General features: G+C 71.3%; 15 protein-coding genes. 9 read left to right on the top strand and 6 right to left on the bottom strand.

Features of this window, described 5'->3' with window-relative positions; translation table 11 throughout:
* Positions 1-28: 28 nt before the first annotated feature.
* Both WMF27_RS21360 and WMF27_RS21355 read right to left on the bottom strand, forming a co-directional pair.
* Positions 29-1,063, bottom strand: a complete 1,035-nt coding sequence (locus WMF27_RS21360) for a hypothetical protein (RefSeq protein WP_437767042.1) — start codon at positions 1,061-1,063, stop codon at positions 29-31.
* Between the two features lie 54 nt (positions 1,064-1,117).
* Entirely contained in the window at positions 1,118-4,288 is a 3,171-nt protein-coding gene (locus WMF27_RS21355) for a TonB-dependent receptor (protein WP_437767043.1), read from the bottom strand.
* Between the two features lie 266 nt (positions 4,289-4,554).
* Between WMF27_RS21355 and WMF27_RS21350 the strand changes: the two genes are divergently transcribed.
* From WMF27_RS21350 to bioB, 8 genes are all read left to right on the top strand, one after another.
* Positions 4,555-5,352, top strand: a complete 798-nt coding sequence (locus tag WMF27_RS21350) for an energy transducer TonB (RefSeq protein WP_437767044.1) — start codon at positions 4,555-4,557, stop codon at positions 5,350-5,352.
* Between the two features lie 189 nt (positions 5,353-5,541).
* Positions 5,542-6,258: a MotA/TolQ/ExbB proton channel family protein gene (locus WMF27_RS21345; protein WP_437767045.1), complete on the top strand. Its 717-nt coding sequence runs from the start codon at positions 5,542-5,544 to the stop codon at positions 6,256-6,258.
* A 111-nt stretch (positions 6,259-6,369) separates the two neighbouring features.
* Positions 6,370-6,786 carry an ExbD/TolR family protein gene (locus WMF27_RS21340; protein ID WP_437767046.1) on the top strand — a complete coding sequence of 139 codons (417 nt, stop codon included), beginning with the start codon at positions 6,370-6,372 and terminating at the stop codon, positions 6,784-6,786.
* Between the two features lie 5 nt (positions 6,787-6,791).
* Positions 6,792-7,235, top strand: coding sequence for an ExbD/TolR family protein (locus tag WMF27_RS21335; RefSeq protein ID WP_437767047.1), 444 nt, complete (start codon positions 6,792-6,794; stop codon positions 7,233-7,235).
* A gap of 150 nt (positions 7,236-7,385) precedes the next feature.
* Positions 7,386-8,771 carry a phosphomethylpyrimidine synthase ThiC gene (gene thiC / locus WMF27_RS21330; protein ID WP_437769825.1) on the top strand — a complete coding sequence of 462 codons (1,386 nt, stop codon included), beginning with the start codon at positions 7,386-7,388 and terminating at the stop codon, positions 8,769-8,771.
* A complete protein-coding gene (locus WMF27_RS21325) occupies positions 8,768-9,454 on the top strand; it encodes a thiamine biosynthesis protein (RefSeq protein ID WP_437944473.1) in 687 nt (228 codons plus the stop codon). Before thiC ends, WMF27_RS21325 begins: the two co-directional genes overlap by 4 nt.
* 121 nt (positions 9,455-9,575) lie before the next feature.
* Entirely contained in the window at positions 9,576-10,628 is a 1,053-nt protein-coding gene (locus WMF27_RS21320) for a type IV pilus twitching motility protein PilT (RefSeq protein ID WP_437767049.1), read from the top strand.
* A gap of 181 nt (positions 10,629-10,809) precedes the next feature.
* A complete protein-coding gene (gene bioB / locus WMF27_RS21315; RefSeq protein WP_437767050.1) occupies positions 10,810-11,859 on the top strand; it encodes a biotin synthase BioB in 1,050 nt (349 codons plus the stop codon).
* Here the strand turns inward: bioB and WMF27_RS21310 are convergent.
* The 4 genes from WMF27_RS21310 to WMF27_RS21295 all read right to left on the bottom strand — a co-directional run bounded on the left by WMF27_RS21310 (position 11,801) and on the right by WMF27_RS21295 (position 16,635).
* Positions 11,801-13,558 carry a mechanosensitive ion channel family protein gene (locus WMF27_RS21310; RefSeq protein ID WP_437944472.1) on the bottom strand — a complete coding sequence of 586 codons (1,758 nt, stop codon included), beginning with the start codon at positions 13,556-13,558 and terminating at the stop codon, positions 11,801-11,803. The genes bioB and WMF27_RS21310 overlap by 59 nt on opposite strands.
* A gap of 194 nt (positions 13,559-13,752) precedes the next feature.
* Positions 13,753-14,943, bottom strand: coding sequence for an HRDC domain-containing protein (locus tag WMF27_RS21305; RefSeq protein WP_437944537.1), 1,191 nt, complete (start codon positions 14,941-14,943; stop codon positions 13,753-13,755).
* A gap of 17 nt (positions 14,944-14,960) precedes the next feature.
* Positions 14,961-15,950, bottom strand: a complete 990-nt coding sequence (locus WMF27_RS21300) for a matrixin family metalloprotease (RefSeq protein WP_437944471.1) — start codon at positions 15,948-15,950, stop codon at positions 14,961-14,963.
* A complete protein-coding gene (locus WMF27_RS21295; RefSeq protein WP_437767053.1) occupies positions 15,937-16,635 on the bottom strand; it encodes a hypothetical protein in 699 nt (232 codons plus the stop codon). Before WMF27_RS21295 ends, WMF27_RS21300 begins: the two co-directional genes overlap by 14 nt.
* Positions 16,636-16,758: 123 nt before the next feature.
* Here WMF27_RS21295 and WMF27_RS21290 point away from each other — a divergent pair, with 123 nt between their 5' ends.
* The gene (locus WMF27_RS21290) at positions 16,759-17,541 is read left to right on the top strand and encodes a thiazole synthase (RefSeq protein WP_437747667.1); all 783 of its coding nucleotides are present in this window, start codon (positions 16,759-16,761) and stop codon (positions 17,539-17,541) included.
* Positions 17,542-17,695: the final 154 nt, after the last annotated feature.

The raw sequence follows: 17,695 nt of genomic DNA, 5'->3' as shown, positions 1-17,695 counted from the left end.
GACGATGGCGCCCCGCCCGCCGGGCTGCCTATCTAAAGGCGGGAATGCTGTCCGCGTCGAGCACGCACAGGCCCACGGTGGTGTCGCACTTCACCTTGAGATCCGGGGAGATACCAGAGTTAGGATTCGTGCACTTGTCATTGTCGAACTTGCCTGTGGGGATCGGATCGCCCTCGGGGTCGGGGTTCGGGGTGTAGATCTGGCAGTCCCTCATCGGCCAGAGCCCGACGACCTTGTACGTCGTCGAGCAGCTCTCTTCCGAGTACGTGACTTCAGCCTCGAATTGATTCGCGAGGTTGGCGGGCGTCACGTACACGCGCAGGTTGCGCCACTCGAGCTTGTGCGACCCCAGCGCCGGCGCCGGTGCGCCACCTTCGCCAGCCCCACCCTCGCCAGCGCCACCGGCACCACCCTCGCCGCCAGCACCGCCCTCGCCGGCGCCGCCGGCACCGCCCTCGCCAGCGCCGCCGGCACCGCCCTCGCCAGCGCCGCCGGCACCGCCCTCGCCGGCGCCGCCGGCACCGCCCTCGCCAGCGCCGCCGGCACCGCCCTCGCCAGCGCCGCCGGCACCGCCCTCGCCAGCGCCGCCGGCACCGCCCTCGCCAGCGCCGCCGGCACCGCCCTCGCCGGCGCCGCCCTCGCCAGCGCCGCCGGGCATCAACACCACCTCGGCCGGATCGAGCGTTGGAACCGTGCAGATATCGTTGGTATCCGGTCCGATCGACGCGAAGGCACCGATCGCGAACGCGTTCAGGTCAGGGTTCGGGTCGATCGTTGCCCCGCCGCGATACCAGTCGCCGAACTCCGCCGTCTGGATCGCGACGAGCTTCGTCTCCACGTCGGGGAGCTGGTCGCCGTTCTCGTCCGGATTGTACATCTGCATCCCGACCAGCTCGACAGTCCCCTCCTTCCGAGCACAGGGGCCCTCGGCATCCCCGCCGACCCGGGTGAACTTCGTCACGTACGGGGATACGATTGCGGTGCCGACCGTGCACTCGGGCTTGGGCTGCGAGCAGCCCGGAGACATCGCCGCGAGCGGTGAGAGCGCCGCGAGCCCTGCCATCCAAACAAGCCATCGCCTCTTCATCGCTTGCATCCTTTCCCGCGCGCGCCGCGCCTAGAACGTCACCCGCGCGCCGAACCGGAACTGCCGCGGCGTCTGGAACTGCGTCGGCTCGCCGTAGTTCGGGTTCACGGCCTTGGGATCGAGCGGCTCGCCGGTGTTGTGGTCCTTCACGCACGTCGGGCCGCTGCTCGGATTCAGATCTTCCTTCGTTCCACCGACGCAGGGGTCGACGAACGCGGTCGTGTAACGCTGGTCCACCTGGACGGTCTCCTGGAAGTTGAAGATGTTGAAGACATCCATGGTGACGGTGAGCTCGCTGTCCTTCGCGAGCTTGACCGAATAGCCGATGTGGCCGTCGATGTTGTGGACCCAGGGGAGGCGGCCGCCGGCGCCCCGGGGCAGGATGAACGTCTCGTCGGAGCCGTACAGGTAGTGCGCTCCCCAGTAGTCGATGGGGGCGCCGGAGCGGGACCTGTACGTGAGGCCGAGGTCGAGGACCATGCCCTTCGGGAGCTCGATCGCCTTCGCGCCGTAGACCTTGATCTCGTGCGTGTTGTCGCCGGGCAGCGCCCCGTCGCGGTTGACGAGGAGCGACTCGAGATCGAACTCCGTATTGATGTTCGGATCGAGCTGGTCGGTCTCGGGCTTGAAGAGGCCCGGATAGTTGCCTCGCAGGTACGACAGCGTATAGCTCACCTGGGCGAGCCACAGGTCGGAGAAGGCCTTCTGGAAATAGAGGGTCAGCGCATCGTAATCGCGCGTCGCCTCGGGGAAGTCCTTGGCGATCCCCTTCCCGGGGTTGCCGATGAAGTAGGTGTTCGCCTCGTCCCGGCTCATGTCCTCGATGACGTTGTTCATCCAGCGCTTCGTGTACGTCGCGCCGACCCGCGCGTTCGGGAGCACCTCGTACTCGCCGCCGATCACGATCTCGTCCGACGACTGCGGCTCGAGATCCGGATCCACCGGGGACTTGCCGCCGCCGAGCGTGAACCAGTTCTTGTTCGGATCGTACGGCCCGGTGACCGGGACGCGGCTGTCGTCGTTCCGGCACTGCCCTTCGCCATAACCCGTCGCGTCCACGGGATCCCCAGGGTTACAGCCGTCGGCGCCCCCCAGGTGGTAGGAGCGGATGTTCCGCTCGTCGCCGAACGCGCGATCCAGCATGTCGAGGGGGACGCTCTCGTAATACCGCGCGTAGTTCGCGAACACCTTCGACCGGCCCTCCTGCGTGACGTCGTAGACGACGCCCACGCGCGGAGACCACTGGTTCGCGAGCGCCAGCCCGAGCTTGCCGTCGCTCGCGTAGAGGTACTGCGCGTCGTAGCGCACGCCGATGTTCAACGTCACACGGTCGAGGATGCTCCAGCTGTCCTGCGCGAAGGCGCCGATCGTCGCTCCGAGCGACGACACCGTGAGCTTGTCCTGGATGACGTAGTCCCTGGCGCCCGGGCCGGTCGCCAGGCCGTCCGGGCCGGTCAGGAAGCCGAGCTGTCGCTCGTCATGGGAGGCATCCCAGTCTCCCTCCTCCGAGTAGGTGGTGCCGCCCGCGTACGCCTTGATGTGCTTGTACGTCGTGATCTCGCCGTCGATGCCGGCCTTGACCACGTGGTGCCCGAGCCCCTGGAAGATGCTCGTCACCTTCGCGTTCAGCTGGAAGCGGTTGAGCGAGGCGTCGTCGATGTAGTCGGGCCCGCCTTGCCAGTACTGGCGTACCGCGCAGGGCAGCGCGGCGATCTCGCCGTTCTCCGCCCGCAGCGGCTTGCACATGGCCCGGGCCTCGGGCGAGAGCTTCTCGAAATCGTCGATCGAATACCGGTTCGGGGAGTACCGCTGCCAGACCATGAGGGGCACACCCGCCAGGCCCTCGCGCGTCCCGAGCTCCGAGCCGTCCGGGGGCAGCCGCGCGCTCCGCTGGTTGTGCCAGCCGAGGGTCGCGTCGAGGAGCAGGGTCTTGTTCTTGAACGCCGACGACCACTTCAGCGCGACGTCGTTCGACGACGCCACGTACTCGTGCGCCAGCGCGCCGTACTCGCCGACGATGTTCGAGAGCTCGGTCAGGCCCTGCTGCGGGTCGAACCCGAACGCGCCGTTGCCGCCCGAGGTGGAGGGCGAGCCGTAGACGGAGAGCGCGACGCTGTGGTCCGGATCGATCTGGTAGGTCAGCTTCCCGAGGTACTGCAGCGTCTGCTCCTCGGCGCGGTAGAAGCGCTGCGTCCCCGGCAGCCGGTCGACGACGTTGAGCCCGGTCGCGCGATCCGTCACCGGCTCGAACGTGGTGGGGTCGTAGCGCGTGGCGAACAGGTTGCGCTCCATCGAGCTGCTCTTGAACGCGAGATCCGCGCCCGCGAAGAACCAGAGCTTGTCCTTCAGGATGGGGCCGCCGACCTCGAACCCGTAGTCGCGGATCGACGACAGGGTCTCGTCGGTCTGGATGGTCTCGCCCTGGCGACGGACCGCCTTGGGCGCGCCCTCGAGGACGCCGGGCGTGATGTTGAAGAAGACCGAGCCCTGGAACGCGTTGCCGCCGCTCTTCGTGACGACATCGAGGACACCCCCGGTCGCGCGGCCGTACTCGGGCATGTACCCGCCGGCCACCACGTTGACCTCCTTGATGAACTCCATCGTGAGCGGCGTGCCGACGATCCCGTAGGCCGGGTCGTTCACCGACAGGCCGTCGATCACGTACTGGTTCTCGGGGGAGGAGGTGCCGGCGATGGACGTGCCGAACTCGTCGGCCTGCGCCCCGGGCGTGGTCGCGGCGACCGACTCGAAGGAGCGCGTCGTCGCGCCCTTCCCCGTGGGGGGCGAGATCGCGATGCGCCGTGTGAAGTCCTGGGTGATGCTCTGGCTCACGCTGCTCGAGCCGACGTCGACCGTCGGCGCGCGGCCGACAACGACGATCTCCTCCGCCTTGAGCGCCTCCGGGAGCAGCTCGACGTTGACGCGGATGGTCGTCGCGGCGCGGACCGCGATCCCGCCGCGCGCGTACGGCTTGAACGCGTCCTTTTCGAAGCGCAGTGTGTAGTCGCCCGGCGGCAGGTTCGGGATACGATACTGGCCAGTGCCGTCCGTGACGACCAGCTGCTCCCCTTGCAGCGCCGGCGATGTCGCCGTCACGACCACATCGACGGCCGGCGCCCTGTTCGACGCGTCGACTACCCGCCCGAGGAGCACGCCGCTGCCCGTCTGCGCGAACGCAGGGTAGGCGGTCAACAAAGTCATCGCGAGCAGCAGCAACGCCGCCCACGGCCCCAACGGCGCACGTGAGCGCCCTCCGTGTTCCAGCCTCTTTTCGAGAAACTTCACGGAATTCCCTCCAGAAGTGTATGCCCCTCGAGTCCTTCCTTACCCTAGACAGGAATCGCGCCAGACAATAGACTTTTTTGTAGGACTCGCTCGCTTATACACTCCGGGTAGGCGCCGCACGCTTCCATACGTCGCGGCTTCTCTACCTCGATCGGCTCGAGTCCTAGGAGTTACGACCCCCCATGTTCGACTCGGTACTCGGTCGCGCTACCGCCACCCAGGGGCGGCTAGGGACGGGGACAGCGCTCTCCATCGTCGCCCACGTGGCGATCGCGGGCGCCATCCTCTGGCAGGCCACGCGCCCTCGAACCGAGAAGCCGAAGGACGTCGAGGTCACATTTTTCGCTCCGGCGCCACCGCCGCCGCCGCCGCCACCGCCGCCGCCGCCTCCGGGCGGCGGCGCGAAGCGCCCGCCCAAGGTGGAGCGCGTTGAGCAGCCGAAGCCCGTCAAGACGCCTGACACCATCTACGACATGCCGGAGAAGCCCAAGGCCAAGGCGCCAGTGCCAGAGCCAAAGCCGGAGCCGGAGCCGGTCAGGGCGGATGCGCCGGAGCAGCCGGGCGGCGTCGAGGGGGGAGTCCAGGGCGGCGTTCAGGGGGGCACCGTCGGCGGCGAGCTCGGCGGGCAGATGGGCGGTCAGCTGGGCGGCAAAGTCGGCGGCCAGGTGGGCAGCACGCCGCCGCCGCAGAGCGTGGTGCTGGCGTTCGGCGCCGGAATGACCCGGCCTTCGAAGATCGCCGGGCGCGACCCGCAGTACACGCGCGAGGCGCTCGCCGCGCGCGTCGAGGGGCTCGCGATTGTCAAGTGCATCATCAAGCTGGACGGCTCGCTGACCGGCTGCCGGATGGCCAAGTCGCTTCCTCACATGGATCGGGCGATCCTCGATGCGCTCGCGACGCATCGCTACACCCCCGTCACGTATCAGGGGCGCCCGGTCTCGGTGGACTACGTGTTCCCCATCCGGCTCAAGCTCCCTTGACGTCCGGGCGCGCAGGGGTGTTATTGAACCGCTGGAGCACGTAGTAGAGAAGGGTACGGGCAGGTCCGCGCTGCGGTGCTGCCGAGTCCGCTCGGTATCCACAGAGGTGCTGCTCCAGCAGCACCAGCGGTGTTGCTCCAGCAGCACCAAGACCATCACGCGACATGGGGCGCCAGGAGGCGCGAGACGATGCAATTCACGTTGATCGAGCTGTGGGGCCACATGGGGCTCTTCGCGAAGCTGATCGTCTTCGCGCTGGCCATCATGTCCGTTGCGTCGCTGATCGTCCTGGGCGAGCGCCTCGTCGTGTCGTTCCTGTCGCGCGCCGCCTCCCGCGCGTTCGCGGCGCGGGTCGGGCCGATGCTCGCCCGGGGCGAGCTCGAGGGGGCCTGGACCGCCGCCAGGCCGGGCGGCGAGAGCGGCTATCTCGGGCGCGTCATCGGCGCCGGGCTCGCCGCTTATGCCTCGAGCGCGCCCTCGCGGCTGCCGGCGCAGGGGCACGAGCGCGACGGCGTGTTCGAGTCGGTCTCGCGGGCGCTCGAGCGGCAGGCGCAGCGCGAGGTGCTCAGCCTGAAGCGAGGTTATGGCCTGCTCGCCACGGTCGGTTCCACCGCGCCGTTCGTCGGGCTGCTCGGGACGGTCATGGGCATCGTGACGGCGTTCCAGCAGATGGCGGCGGCCGGCTCCGGCGGCCTCGGCACCGTCTCGGCGGGTATCGCGGAGGCGCTCATCACGACCGCCTTCGGGCTGATCGTCGCGATCCCGGCCGTCATGGGCTACAATTATCTCCAGGGCTGGGTCGAAGCCCGGGCGATCGACATCTCGGAGTCGTCGAACGAGCTCCTCGACGTCGTGGCGAAGCGGCTCGACGGGCGCCTCGCGCCGGCCGCCGAAGAGGCTGCTTGACACCGGACCCGCGCGACACCCCGCGCGCCTCTCCGCGGAGCGCGGCGCCCGGCGCCTGGCGCCCGCGGCGCGGCGCGGGGTGACGCGCCCAGCAGGGAAGCGAGCGTTCCAATGGGGATGGGTGTCGGCCCGCAGAGGGGCCCCAAGAGCGAGATCAACGTCACGCCGCTCGTCGACGTGGTCCTCGTCCTGCTCATCATCTTCATGGTCGTCACGCCGATGCTCCAGCGCGGCAAGGACGTGAAGCTGCCGCAGGCCGCGGAGGTGGACGAGGAGAAGAAGGAGGTGGACCCGCTGATCCTCTCCGTGACGCTGGAGAAGACGGTGTGGGTCGAGAACGACAGATACGATGACGCCGGGCTCGCAGAGCGGCTCTCGCGCGAGTTCGCGGCGCAGCCGGGGCGCAAGGTGCTGGTCAAGGGGGACCAGCGCCTCTCGTTCGGCGACGTCCGCAGGGTGATGGAGACGGCGCGCAAGTCGGGCGCGAAGAGCGTCTCGCTGGCGGTCGAGGAGCTGAAGGGGAGATAGCGGCGATGAGCGCGAAGAGGAAGTTCGTCATCAAGCCGGCGGTGCCCCTGAACTCCGACATCAACGTGACGCCGCTCGTCGACGTCGTGCTGGTGCTGCTCATCATCTTCATGGTCGTGACGCCGCTGCTCGAGAAGGACATCGGCGTGCGCGTGCCGGACACCGAGCAGGTCAAGCAGGACACCCCGCCGCCCGACCAGCTCGTCGTCCGGGTGAGCGCGCAAGGCGAGCTGCGGGTGAACGACGAGCCGGTCGAGCGCGCCGAGCTCGTGGGCACGCTCAGGCCGCTGCTCGAGCGCTACAGCAGGCCTCAGGACAGGATCGTCTTCGTCGTCGCCGACGACGGCGCCGTCTACGGCACCGTCGTGGCGGTGCTCGACGGCGCGAAGGCCGCCGGCGCCCAGACGCTCGGCATGATGACCGAGCTCCCCGAGGCGCCGCCTCCCTGACAGCGGCGCGCTCGCGGCGCGCGCTGGGCGAGCGCCGGTAAAGGCGCGCTTTCTCGCCGGCTCGAGGTCGGGCGGCCAGGCGCGACGCGGCGCTTGCGTCGCGCGCGGTCGCGACCTAAACCGCCCACCTCGAAAGCGAGGTCGTCGATGTTGCGGTCCGAATGGGTGAGCAAGCGCGCCGGGAGCCCGAACCAGAGCCAGATGCACTTCGCGAGGAAGGGCGTCGTCACGGAGGAGATGGAGTACGTCGCCCGCCGTGAGAAGCTCGCGCCCGAGCTCATCCGCAGCGAGGTCGCGCGCGGCCGGATGATCATCCCCGCGAACAAGAACCACCTGAACCTCGAGCCGATGTGCATCGGCATCGCGTCGCTCTGCAAGGTGAACGCGAACATCGGCAACAGCCAGACCACGAGCGACGTGAGCGGCGAGCTCGAGAAGCTGCGCTACTCCATCAAGTACGGCGCGGACACCGTGATGGACCTGTCGACCGGGGGCGACATCGACGGCATCCGCCGCGCGATCATCGCGGACTCCCCTGTGCCGATCGGGACGGTGCCGATCTACCAGGCGCTCGAGGCGTGCAAGGGCACCGCCAAGATGACGGCCGCGGACCTCATCGACATGCTCGAGCACCAGGCGAAGCAGGGGGTCGACTACTTCACGATCCACGCGGGCGTGCTGCTCGAGCACCTGCCGCTCGTGAAGGGCCGGATCACCGGCATCGTCTCGCGCGGCGGCTCGATCATGGCGCAGTGGATGATCGAGCACCACAAGCAGAACCCGTTCTACACCCACTGGGACAAGGTGCTCGAGGTCTGCGCCAAGTACGACGTCACGATCTCGGCGGGCGACGGCCTCCGCCCCGGCTGCCTCCACGACGCCAGCGACGCGGCCCAGTTCGCCGAGCTGAAGACGCTCGGCGAGCTCACGAAGCGCGCCTGGGAGAAGGACGTGCAGGTGATGATCGAGGGCCCCGGGCACGTGCCGTTCGATCAGATCGCGATGAACGTGCAGAAGGAGATGGAGCTCTGTCACGAGGCGCCGTTCTACGTGCTCGGCCCGCTCGTCACCGACTTCGCGCCTGGCTACGACCACATCACGAGCTGCATCGGCGCCACGATGGCCGGCTTCGCGGGCGCCGCGATGCTCTGCTACGTGACGCCGAAGGAGCACCTCGGCCTGCCGAACCCAGAGGACGTCAAGCAGGGCCTCATCGCCTACAAGATCGCGGCCCACGCCGCGGACGTGGCGCGGAAGCGCCCGGGCGCGCGGGATCGCGACGACGCGCTGAGCCGCGCCCGCTACGCCTTCGACTGGAAGCAGCAGTTCGCGCTCTCGCTCGATCCGGAGACGGCCCAGGCGATGCACGACGAGACGCTCCCCCAGGAGTACTTCAAGACCTCGGAGTTCTGCTCGATGTGCGGGCCGAAGTTCTGCTCGATGCACATCAACCGGGTGGTCGACGAGTACAACGCGCGGCAAGAGCCCGAGAACGCGCCCGCGAAGCGGTCGCTCTCGATCCTCGAGCAGCCGTGAAGCAGGGGAGGGGCCGCGAGGGCGTCCGCCGCGCGCGGCGGAGGAGGCCTGTCGCGGCGCGCCTCGCCCTCGTCGCGCTCGTCCTGCTCGCGCCCCTCGGCTGCCGCCGCGAGCAGGGGAGCGCCCCTCGCGACGCTGCGTCGCCCGCCTCGGCCGCCTCGCCCTCCGTGGCGCCGCGCCCGCCGAGCCCTCGCCTCACCGATCCCCGCTGGCGCCTCGCCGCGGGGGACGACCCGCTGGAGCGCGCCCGGCTGGCCGAGGCCGAGGGCGCGTCCGGCCTCCTCGCCGCGCTCGACGACGGCGGCGACATCGCGCTCACGGCCCTGCGCGCGCTGCCGTACGCCGATGACGCCGACCTGGCGCTCGGGCCGCTCGCCGAGCGCGCCCGCGCGGTGTCCGGGCCGTCGCTTCCGCCCCTGCTCGAGGCGCTCCTCGGGATCGCCGGTCGGCCACCGCGCCCGCGCGAGCCGCTCGACCCGGACGGGGCGCGCGGCGCGGCCGCGGCCCTGGTCGATCTGGCGGGCCGGCGCGACCTCCCCTCGGACCAGCGCGCGCTCGCCATCTCGGCGGCGCGCGCGCTCGCCGAGCGGGGGCTCGTCGATCCTCTCCGTATTCCGGCAGATCTGGATCCCGAGGGCTCCGTCGCGGGCGCCGCGGGAGGCCCGGCGGCGCCGCGTCCCTGACGTTCCGCGCGGCGGCGCGGGCGCGCGGCCGTCCCGCGCGGCGGCGCGGCGCCCTGTGGGCTTTCGGTTCGTGCAGCCGCGCTTTGGGCCGGTCGGGTTCCAATTTGGTACCTTGCCCCCCGTGACGACGCCGTACACCTCCGAGGCCTTCCTCCATCAGCTCCTCGGCAAGGCGCTTGCCGCCCACGCCAGCGACATCCACCTCAAGGTCGGTCAGCCGCCGGGCGCGCGGGTGCGCGGCGACATGGTCTACTTCCGCGTCGACAGGATCCGGCCCGAGGACAGCGAGGCCGCCGCGCGGGTGCTCCTCGCCGGGCGCCCTTCGCGCGAGCTCCTCGCCTCGCTCCAGGAGCTCGACGCCGCGTACGTCGTCCCGGGCCTCGGCCGGTTTCGCGTGAACATCTATCGCCAGCGCGGCTCGCTCGCGATCATCCTGCGGAGCATCCCGCTCAAGATCCCGACGTTCGAGGAGCTGGGCGTGCCCTCGGCGGTCCGGGCCATGGTGGAGCACGATCACGGCCTCGTCCTCGTCGCGGGCACGGCCGGCAGCGGCAAGAGCACGACCCTCGCCGCGTTCGTCGGGCACATCAACGCGACCGTGCCGCGCCACATCGTCACCCTGGAGGATCCGATCGAGCACGTGCACGAGGACAACCGCTCCAGCGTGAGCCAGCGCGAGATCGGCGTCGACACCGCGGATTTCCCGACCGCGCTGCGCGCCGCGCTGCGGCAGGACCCGGACGTCGTGCTCATCAGCGCGCTCCGCGACGGCGAGTCGCTCGATCTCGCGCTCCACGCCGCGGAGACCGGGCACCTCGTGCTCGCGGCGGTCAGCTCGGCGGACGTCACGCGCGCGCTCGGGCGGCTGATCGCGCTCGGCAAGAGCCCGAGCGAGGCGCGCGACCGGCTGGCCGACTGTCTCCACGGCGTCGTCGCGCAGCGCCTGCTCCCTCGCCGCGACGGCGCGGGGGAGGTCCTCGCCGCCGAGGTGCTCGTCGGGACGGCCGCGGTGCGCGAGGCGATCCGCCGGCCGGAGGGGAGCCCTTCGCTGCGCGAGCTGATGGAGAAGGGGGTCACGCCGTACGGCATGCAGACCTTCGACGCGCACCTCAGGCAGCTCGTCGCCCAGGGGACGATCGCCAAAGAGACGGCGAAGGCGGTGACGGCGCTCTAGAGGCGGCAATCGGGGCAAAACCGCCGGAAAAGAGCAGAATTTCGAACCGCCAAGCACGCCAAGACGCCAAGATATTTTCTGTTCTTGGCGTCCTTGGCGTCCTTGGCGCCTTGGCGGCTCATTTCATGCTCGATCGCGCCTCGCTTGCGGCGGCGCCTCAAGCCCGGCTATGAGCGAGCCCATGCTCGAAGGGATCGAACGAGAGGCGGCAGAGCACAGGAATGGATGCAGCGGCCCGGCCGGGCACGCCCCGTCGGCGGGCGCGCCCCGCCACGACTGGACCGTCGCGCAGGCGGTCGCCCTGCACGATCTCCCGCTCTTCGAGCTGATCGACCGCGCCCGCGCGGTCCACCGCGCGTTCCACGGCGAGCACGAGGTCCAGCTCTGCACCCTGCTCAGCGTCAAGACGGGCGGCTGCCCCGAGGACTGCGCCTACTGCCCGCAGTCGAGCCACTACGAGACCGAGGTCGGGCCGGAGCGCATGCTCGACGTCGGCGCGGTCCTCGCCGCCGCGGAGCGCGCCCGCGACGGGGGCTCGACGCGGTTCTGCATGGGCGCCGCGTGGCGCGAGGTGAAGGACGGCCCCGCCTTCGAGCGCGTCCTCGACATGGTGCGCGGCGTGAAAGCCCTCGGCCTCGAGGCGTGCTGCACGCTCGGCATGCTCACCGACGACCAGGCGCGCCGCCTGAAGGAGGCCGGCCTCGACGCCTACAACCACAACCTCGACACCTCGCGTAAGGCCTACAAATCCATCATCTCGACGCGCACGTACGACGAGCGGCTCGTCACCCTGCGCAACGTCCGGCGGGCGGGCATCACCGTCTGCTCGGGCGGCATCATCGGCATGGGCGAGTCGATCGCCGACCGCTGCGAGATGCTCGTCGAGCTCGCGCGCCTCGACCCTCACCCGGAGAGCGTGCCCATCAACGCCCTCGTGCGCTCGCCCGGGACGCCCCTCGAGAGCCTCCCCCCGGTCGATCCGATCGAGTTCGTCCGGATGATCGCGGTCGCGCGGGTCATGATGCCGCGCGCGATGGTGCGCCTGTCCGCGGGGCGGACGGAGCTCTCACGCGAGACGCAGCTGCTCTGCATGTACGCGGGGGCGAACTCGATCTTCTACGGAGACAGGCTGCTCACCACGCCGAACCCCGGCCAGGACGAGGACCGCGCGCTCATCGAGAAGGCGGGGCTTCAGCCGATGGCGCCCGCCGCGGCGCGCGCTTCCCGTTAGCCGAGCCGCCCGCCGCGGCCGCCTCCGGCTGCGGGTGATCCTCTCCGCGCGGCGCGACGTGCAGCGTCTGCGTCGGGTACGCGAGCCGCGATCCGGCCATGTCGATGATCTGCAGGAACGTGATCAACATCGCCTGCCGGAGCGCCCGGAACTCCCCGAAGTCGGTCGTCTGGAACCAGGCCATCACCTCGACGTCGAGCGACGAGGGCCCGACGCCGATGAAGCGCACGACGATGTCGTCGGGCCAGATCTTCGGGTGCTCCCGCAGCGCCCGCTCGCACTCTTCCACGATGGCGTGGAGCTGCTCGGGCGACGTGTCGCGCTCGATCCCCAGCATGCAGGAGAGGCGAATCCTGTCGCGCGCCGTGTACGACTCGATCTGGAGATCGGCCAGCTTGCCGTTCGGGATCGTGACGATGGTCCGATCGAGCGTGCGGATCCGGGTCGAGCGGAGCCCGATGCTCTCGACCGTCCCGAGGAGCGCGTCGACCTTCACGAAGTCGCCGACCCGGAACGGCCGGTCGATGCCGATCGCGACCGAGCCGAAGAGGTTCTCCACCGTCTTCTGGGCGGCGAGGGCCAGCGCGACGCCGCCGATGCCGAGGCCGGCGATGAGGCTCGCCACCGGGTAGCCGAGCTCCGAGAGCACGGCGATCACGCCGATGATCACGATCGAGACCTTCGCGATCCGCCCCATGAGCGGCACGAGCGAGCGCGCCGCGGGGTTGTCGCGCGTCGCGGGGTCGGCGAGCAGGCGGCCGCCGACGGCGTCGATCGTGCGCAGGGCGAACCAGAACACGGCGACGAAGACGCCGGCGCGCAGCACCTTGTCGAGGAACTCGTCGGCCGGCAGGTAGAGCCCGAGCCACGGGAGCGCGGTCGTGATCACGAGGAGCGCCGCCGCGAACGTGAACGGACCGCGCCCCCCCCCGATGAGCACGTCGTCGAGCGTGGAATCCGTCCGCGCGACGACGCGGCGGAGCAGGGCGCGGACGAGGTAGCTCAGCACCGCGCCGACGAGCCAGCCGGCCAGCGCGAGGACCGGCAGCGCGAGCCACTGCCACCAGAGCAGCTCGCGCGGGCCGGGGCGCAGGAGCGCCGGCGGCAGGTGATCGCGGAGCCAGCGATCTTCGAGCTGCGCGTACCACTCGTCGACGCGCTCCACCGTGGCGCGCGAGAAGATCCAGCGCACGCCGTCGGCCGTCGTGCGCCGAACGAGGCGCACCGGCTGGGCCCCCGTCCGCGTCGGGATCTTGCCGAGCTGCTCCACCCCGGCCCCGAGGTTGTCCTGCGTGTCCCCCTGCGGGCTCGGCGAGAGCGTCTCCACCTCCAGCCAGAGGTGCCGATCGAGCACCGCCTTGAGCTTCTGCGCGAGCTCCGCGCCGTTCGCCCTCGGCGGCACGTCCAGGTAGCGCGTGGCCTCGGCGTAGTTGCCCGCGCGGCACAGCTCGACGAAGCTGCGCATGGCAGCCCGAGGCGAGTCGGGCGCGACCGGGGTCGCCTCCGGCTCCGGGCCGATCTCGGCGTTCGCCGCGGGCGGGGGCGGCGGCGGGGGCGGCGGAGCGGCCAGCTCTCCGGCGCTCGCTCCCAGAAGGGCGCACCCGAACACGAGCGCGAAGGCGAACGCAGCGCGGAGCCACGTCGCCGGCGGCCAGAGGCGGAGCCGCCTCGGCGCCTTGGGATGATCGGTCGAGGGCATGGGCCCTGCTATTCCATCGCCCGGCGGCTCTGTCGACCGGGCGGCGCGCGCGCGACGTGCGCTCGCTCGCAGCGGGCTCCACGTGTCGGAGATCCCGCAGGGGATCGCGGACGCGCGGAACCGACATGCGGAACCGACATGCGGAACCGACATGCGGAACCGACGCGCGGCCGGCGTGCGGCCGGCGCGCGGCGCTACCTCTCGGCGGCAGGCGGCTCGCCCGGCTGCGCCGCGGCCACGAGCGCCGCGAGCGCGCGGCCGTAACGCGCGAACCGTCCCGCGCCGAGCCCCGGGATGCGCGCGATCGCGGCGGCGATCGCCTCGTCCCCGGCGTGGCCCTCCGCCAGCGCGATCTCCGCGAGATCCTGCGCGCAGTGGCCGGGCAGCACGACCTGCTCGTCCACCTTCCGCGCCTTCGCCTCGGCCCTGCGCCACGCCGCGATCCGGGTCTCCACCGCGCGCCGCGCGGCGAGCTCCTTCCTGGGCGGGCGGGCTTGCTGGAAGAGGGCGCGCTCGTGCTCGGGCACGTCGCCGTCGCTGCGCCCCTGCTCGACCGCGCGGAGCCACGCCGCGACGCACCCGGCCGCGCGGCCCGCCGCGGCCCCGCGGATCGCGCGCACGTCGTCTGCGCTGGCAGGCCTCCGCTGCGCGAGCTCGAGCAGCACGTCGCTGGCGACGACCTTGAAAGAGGGCACGTCGGCCCCCTCGGCGGCCGCCTCGCGCGCCGCCACGAGCCGCCGCAGGATCGCCCGGCCCTGCGGATCGAGCGCCTGGGCCCCCTTGATGCGCGCGTAGGCGGGCCGCGGATCGCGCGGCGGCCCGAGGGCGGTCGCGAGCTTGTAGCCGCACTCCTCCTCGATCTCCTCGTCGATCCCGAGGGCGCGGCTGCGCTCCGCGAGCCGCGCGCGGAGCGGGAGCAGGTGGCGCACGTCGTCGGCCAGGTAGCGCAGCTCGGCGTCCTCGATCGGCCTGCGCCCCCAGTCGTGCTGCTGGAGCTGCTTGTCGACCTTCACGTCGAGCTCCGACAGGAGCAGCGCGGCGAGCCCCGTCGCCGCGCACCCCAGCATGCGCGCGGCGACCGAGGTGTCGTGCGCGCCAGCGAGCGGCGCGCCCGCCTCGGCGAGCATGCGCGCGTCGAAGGTGAGGTCGTGCAGCACCTTGGGCGGGCCCGCGGCCCCGAGGAGCCGCGCGAGCGGCGCGACAGGCACGCGGAGCGCGTCGACGACCCCGATCGCGATGTCGTCCCCCTCGCGAAAGGCGAGCTGGACGGTGCAGAGCCGCGGCCTGTACGCGAACAGCCCGTTGGCCTCCACGTCGACCGCGAGCGCGTCGGCGCGGGCGGCGCGCTCGACCAGCCGGGCGAGCTCGCCTTCGCGCTCGACCAGGACGGGAGGGCGCTGGCTCAGCAGGCTGCCTCCCGGCCCGCCCGCGCGGCCGCGCCGCGCCGCGCCCGCGCGGCCGCGCCGACCAGCGCGAGCGCGGCGAGGACGAGCCCTCCGCCGCGCCCGCCTTGGCCAGCGTTGCCGCGCGGGGCCGCGGCGCAGCCGTCCGACTCCTTCACATCGGGCTGATCCGCGGCGCACAGGGCAGAGAAGCCGTGGCGCGGCGTGGGGTCGCAGCCCTTGATGGGCTCCCCGGGCGGGTACACCGCGCAGATCCCGTCGAGGTCGTCCTGGGAGAGGTCGCGGAGCGAAGAGCGGTAGTTGGCGAACATGGTCGCGTCGTGCTCGATCGAGTGCGAGAGCCCGAGGAAATGGCCGGCCTCGTGGGTGGCGATGCTCAGGAGGTCGAACGAGACGCCGCCGGTTCCCTGGGAGAGCGTCAGCGAGTTGATCTCCATGTCCGCGTCGTAGATCTCGCCGGTCTTGAGGTGGTAGGTGACGGTCGTGAGCGCGAGGGTGTTGCCGCTGTCGACGTACGGCCACCCGTCGTCCCGGAACATGATGATGTTCGCGTTCGCCTTGCGCTTGTTGTACTCGTGCGCGTCGCACGCGACCGGGCCCAGGTAGGTGACCTCCATGCGCGGGGTCTGCCCGTCGCCGCAGTCGGCCTCCGTCCACGCGGCGAACGCCTGCTCGAAGATCTCCTCCGCCTCCTGGAGCGACACCTGGACGGAGGCGTCCTCCTGGAGGGAGTAGCTCACGCACGGCGAAGGCCAGGCGAGCGGGGTGCCGCAGTCGTTGCCCTGCGGCGGCGTGCAGACCGCCGCGGTCTCTGCCTCCCCCGACGCCGTCTTCTCCGGCGGACAGACGCTCGTGCGGCAGAACGCCAGGGCGTCCCCGGGGTAGGCGAGCGCCGCGGCGACGAGCGCGCTGCAGGCTGCGACGATGGCGCCGGCGCGCGCGGGGTGGCGCGCGCCGGCGGGGCGCGGCGCGAGGTCACTTCTGCGCATGCTTCGCCTTCCACGCCTGGTTCACCGCGTCGATCGCCGCGTCGAGCGCCGCGCCGACGAGCTGCTCGCGGGCCGAGATCGCGGGGCCCGGCCGCGGCAGGACGGTCCCGCTGTCGGGGCTCGCGGCCAGCCGCCGCACGGCGATGCGCCGCGCGCCGGCCCCGCCGGCGAGGCTCGGCTTCTCCTCGCCGTCGACGACGGGGTAGTGGCCCTGGGCCATCCCGGAGACGACCAGGGCCGACCCCACCTTGGAGACGAAGACCATCGCCTGCGCGCCGATCGCGATCTGCGCGTCGCCCGACACGTGCTGTCCGACGTCCCCGACCACGCCCCCGAGCGTCCTGACCCAGACCTCGCCGTCGGGCTGTCCGGCCACGGTCCGGTCGATCGCCAGGCGGGTATAGGTGACGATCCTCCTGGCCCCGCCGAGCTCTTCCCACTGGCTGCGCTGCTCGATTGCGGTCGCGACCACGACGTACGAGGCCGCGGCGACGAGCTCGTCCAGCGAGAGCTGAAGGGCCACGGCCGCCTGCGCCGCGCGCGGACCGGACAGGAGCGCGCCGCGGCTCGCCCCGGCGCGCTCCTGGCCGGCCGGCGCGCGGCTGTCGGCTGTCGGGAGGGGCGTGAGCGTGAGCGCCGGGGGCAACGCGACGAGGAGGGCTATGCCAAGAGCTCTGGGAGACATAGGCGCAAAGATACCATGCTGCCGAGCGGGGCGCGCCGGAAGCGCCGGGTTTCGTCGACGCGCTGGACCCTGTGTCCCGGTCCGACTAGCAGATCGTCTGGGTCGAGACCCGAGGAGCCTGCGATGACGAGCGACGCGTTGACGATCGGCAGATACACGTTCACTTCCCGCCTCTTCGTGGGGACGGGCAAGTACAAGGACCTGGATGAGACCCGTCGCGCGCTCGAAGCGTCCGGCGCGGAGGTCGTCACGGTGGCCCTCCGCCGCGTCAATCTGAAGGAGCGGGGCGAGGGGTCGATGATGTCGCTGCTCCAGCAGGGGCGCGTCACGATCCTGCCGAACACGGCCGGCTGCGCCACCGTCGAGGACGCGGTCCGCACCTGCCGGCTCGCGCGCGAGCTCGGCCTGTCCGATCTCGTGAAGCTCGAGGTCATCGGCGACGAACGGACGCTGTTCCCGGACAACGAGGCGACGCTGGAGGCGGCGCGGATCCTGGTGAAGGAGGGCTTTACGGTGCTGCCCTACTGCATGGACGACCCGATCGTCTGTCGTAAGCTGGAAGACATCGGGTGCGCGGCCGTGATGCCCCTGGCGGCGCCGATCGGCAGCGGGCTCGGCATCCGCAACCCGTACAACCTGATGATCATCCGAGAGACAGCGAAGGTACCGGTGATCGTGGACGCGGGAGTCGGGACAGCGAGCGACGCCGCGGTGGCGATGGAGCTCGGGTGTGATGGGGTATTGATGAATACGGCCATCGCGGGCGCGCGGGACCCGATCTTGATGGCGCAGGCGATGAAGGACGCGGTGAGGGCCGGTCGGATGGCGTATCTCGCGGGGCGGATGCCGAAGAAGCTCTATGCGACGGCGTCATCGCCGGAGCAGGGCAAGATCGCCGCGCTGTAGCGCGGCGCCGCGGGTGTGGCCCCGCACATCGATCCCCGCGCGCTCGCGTTCCCGGCGTATTCCACCGATGCAGAGGCGCTCGCGCTCGCGGGCGCGATGAGGGATGATGGACGAGCAACTCCGACGTCCGGCTCGGCGCCGCTGCGACGCCGCC

The organism is Sorangium sp. So ce281, from assembly GCF_051527395.1.
GTDB lineage: Bacteria > Myxococcota_A > Polyangia > Polyangiales > Polyangiaceae > Sorangium > Sorangium cellulosum_B.
This window is presented reverse-complemented; position numbering and strand designations above follow the sequence as displayed.

Bases quoted from the DNA above. Each gene is read 5' to 3' on its own strand.
- WMF27_RS21310 (WP_437944472.1), bottom strand. From the start codon at position 13,558: ATGCCCTCGACCGATCATCCCAAGGCGCCGAGGCGGCTCCGCCTCTGG.
- WMF27_RS21300 (WP_437944471.1), bottom strand. From the start codon at position 15,950: ATGCGCAGAAGTGACCTCGCGCCGCGCCCCGCCGGCGCGCGCCACCCC.
- WMF27_RS21335 (WP_437767047.1), top strand. From the start codon at position 6,792: ATGAGCGCGAAGAGGAAGTTCGTCATCAAGCCGGCGGTGCCCCTGAAC.
- WMF27_RS21360 (WP_437767042.1), bottom strand. From the start codon at position 1,063: ATGGCAGGGCTCGCGGCGCTCTCACCGCTCGCGGCGATGTCTCCGGGC.
- WMF27_RS21345 (WP_437767045.1), top strand. From the start codon at position 5,542: ATGCAATTCACGTTGATCGAGCTGTGGGGCCACATGGGGCTCTTCGCG.
- WMF27_RS21290 (WP_437747667.1), top strand. From the start codon at position 16,759: ATGACGAGCGACGCGTTGACGATCGGCAGATACACGTTCACTTCCCGC.
- WMF27_RS21295 (WP_437767053.1), bottom strand. From the start codon at position 16,635: ATGTCTCCCAGAGCTCTTGGCATAGCCCTCCTCGTCGCGTTGCCCCCG.
- WMF27_RS21340 (WP_437767046.1), top strand. From the start codon at position 6,370: ATGGGGATGGGTGTCGGCCCGCAGAGGGGCCCCAAGAGCGAGATCAAC.
- WMF27_RS21350 (WP_437767044.1), top strand. From the start codon at position 4,555: ATGTTCGACTCGGTACTCGGTCGCGCTACCGCCACCCAGGGGCGGCTA.
- bioB (WP_437767050.1), top strand. From the start codon at position 10,810: ATGCTCGAAGGGATCGAACGAGAGGCGGCAGAGCACAGGAATGGATGC.
- WMF27_RS21355 (WP_437767043.1), bottom strand. From the start codon at position 4,288: ATGACTTTGTTGACCGCCTACCCTGCGTTCGCGCAGACGGGCAGCGGC.